At 52.5% G+C, this 8478-nt stretch carries 8 protein-coding genes and 1 pseudogene; 6 read left to right on the top strand and 3 right to left on the bottom strand.

Translation table 11 applies throughout. The annotated features are described in order from the left end of the window. Positions 1-323: 323 nt before the first annotated feature. Positions 324-851, top strand: a pseudogene (locus GA0061070_RS16585) (tyrosine-type recombinase/integrase); the annotation flags it as partial. A 279-nt stretch (positions 852-1130) separates the two neighbouring features. Here the strand turns inward: GA0061070_RS16585 and GA0061070_RS16580 are convergent. The 3 genes from GA0061070_RS16580 to GA0061070_RS16570 all read right to left on the bottom strand — a co-directional run bounded on the left by GA0061070_RS16580 (position 1131) and on the right by GA0061070_RS16570 (position 3064). Then, complete coding sequence (locus GA0061070_RS16580) at positions 1131-1514, bottom strand: hypothetical protein (protein ID WP_090137139.1); 384 nt, start codon at positions 1512-1514, stop codon at positions 1131-1133. Positions 1515-1639: 125 nt separating this feature from the next. Then, on the bottom strand, positions 1640-1888 hold the full coding sequence (locus GA0061070_RS16575) for an ogr/Delta-like zinc finger family protein (protein WP_090137138.1): 249 nt from the start codon (positions 1886-1888) through the stop codon (positions 1640-1642). Positions 1889-1927: 39 nt separating this feature from the next. Further along, complete coding sequence (locus tag GA0061070_RS16570) at positions 1928-3064, bottom strand: phage late control D family protein (RefSeq protein WP_090137137.1); 1137 nt, start codon at positions 3062-3064, stop codon at positions 1928-1930. Between the two features lie 153 nt (positions 3065-3217). On the opposite strand from GA0061070_RS16570, the gene GA0061070_RS16565 reads away from it, so the two are divergent. Genes GA0061070_RS16565 through GA0061070_RS16545 form a run of 5 tightly spaced genes read left to right on the top strand, consistent with a single transcriptional unit; the run spans position 3218 to position 8470 of the window. Beyond that, positions 3218-4399, top strand: coding sequence for a phage tail sheath subtilisin-like domain-containing protein (locus GA0061070_RS16565; protein ID WP_090137145.1), 1182 nt, complete (start codon positions 3218-3220; stop codon positions 4397-4399). Continuing rightward, complete coding sequence (locus tag GA0061070_RS16560) at positions 4400-4915, top strand: phage major tail tube protein (RefSeq protein WP_047364084.1); 516 nt, start codon at positions 4400-4402, stop codon at positions 4913-4915. 48 nt (positions 4916-4963) lie between these two features. Continuing rightward, a complete protein-coding gene (locus GA0061070_RS16555) occupies positions 4964-5281 on the top strand; it encodes a phage tail assembly protein (RefSeq protein ID WP_090137136.1) in 318 nt (105 codons plus the stop codon). A 5-nt stretch (positions 5282-5286) separates the two neighbouring features. Next, on the top strand, positions 5287-5442 hold the full coding sequence (locus tag GA0061070_RS16550) for a GpE family phage tail protein (RefSeq protein ID WP_090137144.1): 156 nt from the start codon (positions 5287-5289) through the stop codon (positions 5440-5442). Beyond that, positions 5429-8470 carry a phage tail tape measure protein gene (locus tag GA0061070_RS16545; RefSeq protein WP_090137143.1) on the top strand — a complete coding sequence of 1014 codons (3042 nt, stop codon included), beginning with the start codon at positions 5429-5431 and terminating at the stop codon, positions 8468-8470. Before GA0061070_RS16550 ends, GA0061070_RS16545 begins: the two co-directional genes overlap by 14 nt. Positions 8471-8478 lie beyond the last annotated feature (8 nt).

Raw genomic sequence — 8478 nt, 5'->3', positions numbered from 1 at the left:
TGTACATAAAAAAATCCGGAAACGAGTGAGCGTTTCCGGATTCTTACACAGCCACTGGATCGGTCAACTGATCCTTAACTGATCGGCATTACTCCCCACCATGGATGTAGAAGTCATGCGCGGCGACAAAAAACCATATCAATATGAAATAAAAGGATTTATTTCACATCACGCCTGCTTTGCGACCGCATTCATACAAAGCACTCTCTGTAAGCACAGGCGTTTTCACATCTATAAATATTGTTGCTCTGAAATCGTCAGACATGGTCTGCCTTGGTGAACTTCGCCAAGCTTGACTATGTCGGCTACACTCGGTTCATAATTTTCCTCTACTGGCAGAAGCTAAGCCGGAAATGACGTTTCTGGACAAGTCAGAAATTGAAAGGCTGTTAGGAGTATTGACCGGAGATGCTTTGCTCGTTGCTATCCTCTGCCTTAGCACTGGCGGAAGATGGACAGAGGTAGCTACTCTAAAACCGGCGCAGATAGCCAGTTGCAGGGTTACCTTTTTGAAAACTAAAAACGGCAAAAAGCGAACCGTGCCTATCTCAGCACAGCTTGAATAGAAAGTGAAAGAGGAAGCCAGTGGGAAGCTGTTCAAAGTTGATTATGAAAAATTTTGCGGGGTCTTACGCAACGTGAAACCTGACATTCCACCCAATCAGGCAACACATATTCTGCACCACACTTTCGCAAGCCATTTCATGATGAACGGGGGAAATATTATTGCCCTGCAACAGATTCTCGGGCATGCAAGCATTCAGCAGACAATGGCCTATGCGCACCTTGCTCCTGACTACCTGCAAAATGCTGTCGCGTTGAACCCTCTTAACGGAGGAGTGACGGTATAAATCATCTCTCTGAGTGTCCACATTGTGTCCACACTCAGAGGGTTTTGAAACCGTTCCATACTGTCACAGCTTTTTCTAAGCTACTGTTTTATTTAGAATAATGTGTAAGTAATTGATAAAAAAAACCCCCACATCATGTGGGGGAAGACAGGGATGGTGAAGAAATCTAGCCAGCAACACATTGGAATAAAAGGATTTATTCTAAACTTCGTCTACATTTTGACTACACTTCGACGTAAAAAAGCCGGGCTTCTGCCCGGCATCTTACCGAAACATCCCTCACTCATCAGGGCCGCAATTGTCTTTGTATGACGCTGGCACTGGATCACTAAACCGGGTGTAGATTTTCTTCTCCGTTACAGAGTAGGTGACCCCCTTAGAAAACGTACCCTTTGATTTCATGCTTATTTTCATAAGGAATGGAGAGAATCCCTCGTAAGCCCCAAAACCATTTTTTGCATTGATCTGGCCGCAAACATAGCCAGTGATAGCCCCATCAGGTGAATCCTCACCCTGAACAAATCGAAGATATCTAAATTTTACGCTATCTGGATCCCTAACATCTGCTGCAACTTCTGACTTACCTAGTTCAACAGCTTTTTCAGCGCCGGGCTTACATCCAACGAGAGAAACCAAAGCCAGTATTAACAACACCTTTTTCATATCCCTATCCCATCATCGCTATTAATATGCTGACCGATGTTATCAAAGATATTTTCTCTGGAAAAAACGTTTTGCTTGAAGTTGCCCCCGCACTAAATAGAGTTACGGGGGCGCTATGATGGTGGTCAGAGAGCCAGATTAAGCTGGTCTCTGCCGTAATGTGATTCCGGAAAGGCATCGCGGGGGATAAAGTCAGGCGGTAACGGTGCAGTGCCTACGCGTTTCGTTACTTCCCTTTCCACGCTGTTTAACGTGGTGAATGACCGGCTACATTCCATATTCTGGCACTGGTGATATTGCCGGATCGTCATATCGGTTATTTTACGGCTGGTACGGGTGCGGGCCATAGCGCCGCAGAATGGACATCTGAACATAATGATGGCTCCCCTGTGGGAGTTGAACTCTATTTCATTTTATTCAGTTTCCGCTATCCAGTCAGGTATTTTTGCTTCCAGTTCCAGCCGGGTAGTAAAGCCGTTGTCGTCTATGACGTGCTCAGCACGCGCAATGATCCAGTCCTGATTATCTATTTCATCCTTAAAACCGCTAACCGTAACGTGCATTTCTGGGTAAAGCTCAGCGCGGCCACGCGCCAGGGTGATCGAAAACTCTGCCGCACCACGCTGAAGCTGTTGCCATTTTGCCGCTGCCGCACGTTTCGCCGCCTCTTCATTCTGGTAAGTTTTGCGCAGTACATAGACGTTACCGTCTGCGCCTTCCATGTAATCGCCCTCACGACTACTGCTCTTCTCTTTTTTTGGCTTTGCAGGCTTGCGGCGCTTAACGCTAACCTTTTTCTTTTTGCCAAAATTCAGATCCAGCCAGTAAGCCCTGACGCCGGTATACGCATCCCGATCGGCAATACGAAAGCGGTGTCGATCGCCGCTCGTGCGGTCAATGCTGGCAGAAGGTAACGCCTTCCCGTCAGCGGTAACACCACCACCCGGCAGGATAAACAGCAGACTGCCGTTCTTGACGGTGGCAATTGCACCCAGCATTTCCGCCATGCGGGTAAGGAATGACATGTCGCTTTCCTGCGTCTGGTCGGCGTGATCAATCTCAATGTCCATGAGCATTTCACTGATCTGCGCCTTCAGCCCGTAACGGTGTGCAATAGCCGACACGACGCGCTCAACGGTCACATCATGCCAGGAGACTTCACGCTTAACGTTGAACTCTTCACGAAAATCAGCGCTGCGGGCAGTAATGCCAATGGTATCTGCCGGGCCTTCGTGGGAAACCTCGTCAACCGTATACAGCCCCTTGTAAATCAGAGGTTCACCCAGCCAGCCAAATGATACGGCAAGCTCAGCCCCGCGAGGTGGCAGTGCAACCATACCATCACTGTCATCAATGGAAATGGATAGCTGATCGGCATCAAAACCCCGGTTGTCCGTCAGTGACAACGACATAATCCGATCATCTAGCTGCGTCAGCACTTTGCCGCCCATCGAAATGCTGAACCCCGGACTTTTTACCGCCTCAGTCAGTGAATCGTTATAACTGCTGACGGCATCGTTAAGTGATTTGGTCAGGTCTGTAAGTGCCATGCTTCCCCCCTTCTTCCGGCGAAGGATCCCACGCGCGCGGGAGAGACCAAATCAGTTTTTGTTGTCGCCGTCCGGCCAGACCCGCAATAGCGTGAGTGGCAATCAAACATGGGGGATTATCACTGCGAACTCAATAACGTAATGGTGGAAACTATGGCGGAATCTCGCTTTCATGGTGCCCGCATCCGGGAGAATACCGACCTTGTGGCGGCTATTAATGACATTGAATCCAGTGTCATTGGGGTTGTCGCCGTGGCGGATGGTGCCGATGCGGAAACCTTTCCCCTGAATACCCCCGTATTAGTGACACGGGTTAACAACGTGCTGGGTAAGGCGGGTAAAACCGGCTCCCTGTACAAAACGCTTAAAGCCATCGCTGACCAGACAAGCCCGAAGGTGATCGTTGTGCGCGTGGCCGCAGCCACGAAAGAGGAAGGCGGTAAAACGCAGTCGCAGCTCATCATGGGTGGCACGGCAGAAGACGGCAGCTATACCGGCATGTACGCATTTCTGACGGCTGAACAAAAGGTCGGCTATCGTCCGCGCATCCTAGCCGCACCAGGCTACGACACGGAAGAAGTTACCTCTGCGTTATGCGTCATTGCGCAGAACCTGCGCGCGTTTGTCTATGCCAGTTGTTACGGCTGTAAGACGATGGCGGAAGCCATCACCTATCGCGCAACCTTCGCCTACCGCGAACTTATGCTTATCTGGCCTGATTTCATCGCCTACAACCCGCTGACCGGAGAGAACGAAACCTTCCCGGCCCCGGCGTATGCCTGCGGCCTGCGTGCGCTGATTGACAACAATCAGGGTTGGCATAAATCGCTTTCCAACGTGTCGGTCAACAACGTGCTGGGTATTTCGCAGGATGTTTTCTGGTCGCTTCAGGCTGAAGACAGCGACGCGAACGAACTGAACAACAAGGAGATCACAACGCTCATCAAGCGTAACGGTTTCCGGTTCTGGGGAAACCGCGTCACGGATACCAAAGATTATATTTTCGAGGTTTATACCCGTACCGCTCAGATCCTTGCTGACAGCATTGCGGAAGCGCAGTTTGAAGCCATCGACGAGCCGCTTTCCCCGGCCAACGTCAAGGATGTGGTCAGTGGTATCAGCGGGAAACTTAGTTCGCTGGTAACACAAGGGCGGTTAATTGGCGCTTCCTGCTGGTTTGACATTGTGGATAACCCGACAACTGGTCTTCGTCAGGGCCAGGTGCGCATTCGTTATAAATACACACCCGTTCCACCGATGGAGGATCTGACGATGTACCAGACCTTCACCGATGAATACTTTGAATCGGCGTTCTCTTCGCTGGGAGGTGCATAAATGGCGGTTCCTCACAAACTGCGCCTGTTCACCTGCTTTGTGAACGGCAGCAACTGCATCGGCAAAGTCTCTTCCGTGACGCTGCCAAAACTGACCCGCAAGACTGAAGATTTTCAGGGCGGCGGGATGATTGGCTCTGCGGCCGTAGATCTCGGTCTGGACAGTGGCGCACTGGACACCACGATGGTGGTTGGCGGTCTGGTTCAGTCTCTTTTGCTTAACTACTGCGGCGATATCGACGAAACCCGCTTTCGCTTCGCCGGTGAGTATTACACCGATGGTGAAAGCCTGCTAGTTGAGGTCGAACTGCGTGGCCGCATCACAGAAATGGACGGCGGCGAAAGCAAGCAGGGAGAAGACACCTCCGTCAGTTACACGATGAAGAACACCTATTACAGGCTCACCATCGACGATAAGCCGCTGTTTGAGTTTGATTTGCTGAACTTCATCTACAAGAAAGACGGCAAGAATATTTACCCTGACCGCATTACGTCTGCGCTGGGAATGGGTAACTGATTAACCTGATAAGTGGCGGTACACTCGTACCGCCCGGAGCATTCAACAATGAGCAAGAAAACCGATAACGCCATTACGCTGGCAAAACCCGTTGTTCGCGGCGATGAGAAAATTACTCAGGTAACGATCACGGATGAGATCAAACAGGCTGGTTCCCTGCGCGGGCTGAAGCTTGTCAACGTGATGAATATGGATGTGGATTCTGTGGCGGTGCTGCTGACCCGCGTCACGTCACCGCGCCTCAAACAGAGCGAAATTAACGAAATGGATACCCGCGATTTCGTCAGCCTGTCAGAAGCGCTCGTCCCTTTTTTAACACCTGCGGTATCTGGAGCATCGAGCGAGGCGGAGACGGAGAATCAGTAACACTCCTGCGGTTCGACCTGATCGACGATCTGGTCGCTGATATCGCAGTTGTTTTCAACTGGCCGCCCTCTGAAGTCTTCACGATGGAACTGGGCGAAGTCATAGCCTGGCGTGAGCGGGCGGCTGTCCGAAGTGGAGCCAGTGACAGTGAAGAGCCTTAGTATCCGCGTCGCGTTCAGCGCGATTGATAAACTTACCCGTCCGGTTAATGCCGCCCGCCAGAGTGCGGGCGGTTTATCTGAATCCCTCAAAAAAACGCAGTCCAGCATTAAAGATCTGGACAGTCAGTCCCGGACGTTCAACCGTCTGCGCGACAGCGTGCAAAAGACCTCCCGCAAAATCGACGACGCCAGCCGGACACTTGAAGGGCTGAATCAGGCGCAACGGGAAGGCACGCAGCTTACTGAGAAACAAAAAGCACATATGGCTGCGCTGGCCGCAAAGCTTGAACGTCTGAACTCTGCACGTACACAGGAAATGGTTAAGCTGCGCGCTGCCTCCCAGGCATTACGCGGCCACGGTGTTTCGCTGGTCGGCAGCGATCGCACAATTCAGAGTGCGATACGTCGAACCGAGCAGTACAACCAGACGCTGGAGCGGGAACGGCGACAGCTTGCCGCTGTCACGCAGGCACGCGCACGCTACGACCAGATGCAACAAACTGCGGGCAAACTTCGCGGCGGTGGCACGATGGCCGTTGCCGGTGCTGCTACTGCCGGTTACGCGGCGGGGCGCTTCTTATCCCCTGCCGTTGGGTTTGACCGGGAAATGTCCCGCGTACAGGCGCTGACCCGCATAGATAAAAACTCAGCAGACTTTTCGGCACTCCGCGATCAGGCCAAAAAGCTGGGTGCTGAAACTCAGTTCACCACGACTGACGCCGCCAGTGGCCAGGCATTCCTCGCTATGGCCGGTTTCACTCCGCAGGCCATTCAGGCCGCACTGCCTGGCGTGCTCAATATGGCGCTGGCCGGGGGTATGGATTTAGGTGAAAGCGCCGATATCAGCTCAAATATCCTGTCTCAGTTCCGCCTCGATCCCAAAGAAATGGATCGCGTCAGTGACGTATTAACGGGCGCGTTCACCCGTACCAACACCGATTTGCAAAATATCGGTGAAGCGATGAAGTACGCCGGGACGGGCCTTTCCAACCTTGGCGTAAGCGTTGAACAGACAACAGCCATGATCGGCGTGATGGCTAACGTGGGTCTGCGCGGGAGTATCGCCGGTACGGGTTTGCAGGCCACATTTTCACGTCTGGCCGCTCCAACCGGCAGGGCGAAAGATGCCCTTAAAGAATTGGGTGTACAGGTCGCTGATGCAACGGGAAAAATGCGCCCTGCTGAAGTAGTTCTCACAGACCTCTATAAAAAGATCAGCAAATACGGCGACACCGATAAGCTCTCATTCTTCAAAGATATTGCCGGTGAAGAAGCGTCAAAATCATTCCAGGCTCTGGTTATGTCCGCAGGTAGTGGCGAACTTCAGAAGCTACTTGGTGAACTGAAAAATGCCAAAGGCGAGGCACAGAAAGCCGCCAAAATAATGGCGGATAACCTTGACGGCGATCTTAAAAATCTGGACAGCACCTGGGAAGGCTTTCGTATTCAGATTAACGATCTCGTCAACAATCAGCTTCGCGGCCTGACACAAGGGCTTAGCGACGTTGTGGGGAATATGACGCAGTGGGCGAAGGAAAATCCGAAACTCGCCCAATCCCTGCTGGTTGTCGGCGGCAGCGTTCTGGCACTGACTGCCGTTATTGGCGGCACATCGCTGGCGATCGGTCTTCTGATGGGGCCACTGTCTAAACTCCAGTTAGGTTTTACCCTGCTGACAGGTGGCAGAGGTATAACCGGAACGATTGCCGCATTCCGAACACTCGGCACAGTTTCCGGCCCGGCAATGGCAAGCGTGCGCGGATGGGGGCCAGTTCTTGGCTCAGTAGCAGGAAAAATGCGGGGAGTATCAGCCATCATCCCTGCAATGCGTGGCGCACTTATGGGGATATTTCTTGCACCTGGTGCCGCACTGGGCGCACTGACTAAAAATATTGGAATGTTTGCCCTTCGACTGACTGGCTTGCCCGCAATATGGGGCATGATCACTACTGCGGTATCTGTACTTGGTACAGCGCTATCACTGCTATTTAGCCCCATTGGCCTGATAGTGGCAGCGTTTATTGCAGCTGGCGTGCTTATCTGGCGGTATTGGGAACCTCTTAAAGCATTTTTTGCTGGCGTGTTCACCGGCATCATGGAAAGACTTTCCCCATTACGCGAGACCTTCGCGCAATTCAGCCCCATCTTTGACGCGATAGGCAGCGCTGTTAGCCAGGTCTTTAACTGGTTCAAATCTCTGCTTTCCCCGATGGAATCCAGCAAGGAAACGCTGGATAAATGCTCCAGCGCCGGGGAGGTGTTCGGCAACGTTCTTGGTGGCGCGCTCCAGCTTGTTCTTGCACCTGCCAAAATGCTGCTGGATACACTGGCGTGGATCCTTGAAAAACTCGGTGTTCTTCCTGATGAGGCAGAAAAAGCCAGGAAAAAAATCGAAGACGCGCAGCGCATGGCCGTTCTTCAGGACAAAGTTGCCCTTCTTCAGGGGGATATCGCTAAAGTTGCACCGAAAAAAGTTGAGGTGAATAACGTTCCGCCCGGAGCACCGCAACCCACTTCACCGCTGACAGGCGATAACGGCACTATGCGCCGGTTGCAGAGTATCGACAGCAACACCAAAGCGACAGCCGACAACACGAAGAAGATCGGCCCCGGCGATATCGTGTTTAAAAACCTGCCGCGTGCACTGGCCGTTCGTGGTGAATGGAAGGAGTCGCAGCTTGCCAGCACCACTACGGCAGGCCGGTTAGGTGCACACTCCGCAGTGTTGGGAGGAGAACGGACGAAGCCACAACTTGCCAGCACCATCACGGCAGACCTGTTAAGTGCGCGCCCCGCAGTGGTGGCGGCATCGCTTCCTGTCAAACAGGCGGAACTACCTCCAGTCAGCCGCAATGTCAGTAATATACCGGCTGTCACTGGTGGGTTCACGGGAGAAATTCATGTTCACTTGCACGGCGTTGACCGACAGGACGCACGCGAAATTGGCCGGATTGCCGCCGATGCGGTGAATGCCGAACTGGCCCGTCTTGCACGGCTCAATCGCGGCAGCTTCAAAGACAGAGATTAAGGGGAGGC

Source organism: Kosakonia oryziphila, from assembly GCF_900094795.1.
In the GTDB taxonomy this organism is placed as follows: domain Bacteria; phylum Pseudomonadota; class Gammaproteobacteria; order Enterobacterales; family Enterobacteriaceae; genus Kosakonia; species Kosakonia oryziphila.
This window is presented reverse-complemented; position numbering and strand designations above follow the sequence as displayed.

Excerpts from the sequence above, each read along its gene's own strand:
- GA0061070_RS16555 (WP_090137136.1), top strand. The coding sequence starts at position 4,964 with ATGAGCAAGAAAACCGATAACGCCATTACGCTGGCAAAACCCGTTGTT.
- GA0061070_RS16565 (WP_090137145.1), top strand. The coding sequence starts at position 3,218 with ATGGCGGAATCTCGCTTTCATGGTGCCCGCATCCGGGAGAATACCGAC.
- GA0061070_RS16580 (WP_090137139.1), bottom strand. The coding sequence starts at position 1,514 with ATGAAAAAGGTGTTGTTAATACTGGCTTTGGTTTCTCTCGTTGGATGT.
- GA0061070_RS16560 (WP_047364084.1), top strand. The coding sequence starts at position 4,400 with ATGGCGGTTCCTCACAAACTGCGCCTGTTCACCTGCTTTGTGAACGGC.
- GA0061070_RS16575 (WP_090137138.1), bottom strand. The coding sequence starts at position 1,888 with ATGTTCAGATGTCCATTCTGCGGCGCTATGGCCCGCACCCGTACCAGC.
- GA0061070_RS16570 (WP_090137137.1), bottom strand. The coding sequence starts at position 3,064 with ATGGCACTTACAGACCTGACCAAATCACTTAACGATGCCGTCAGCAGT.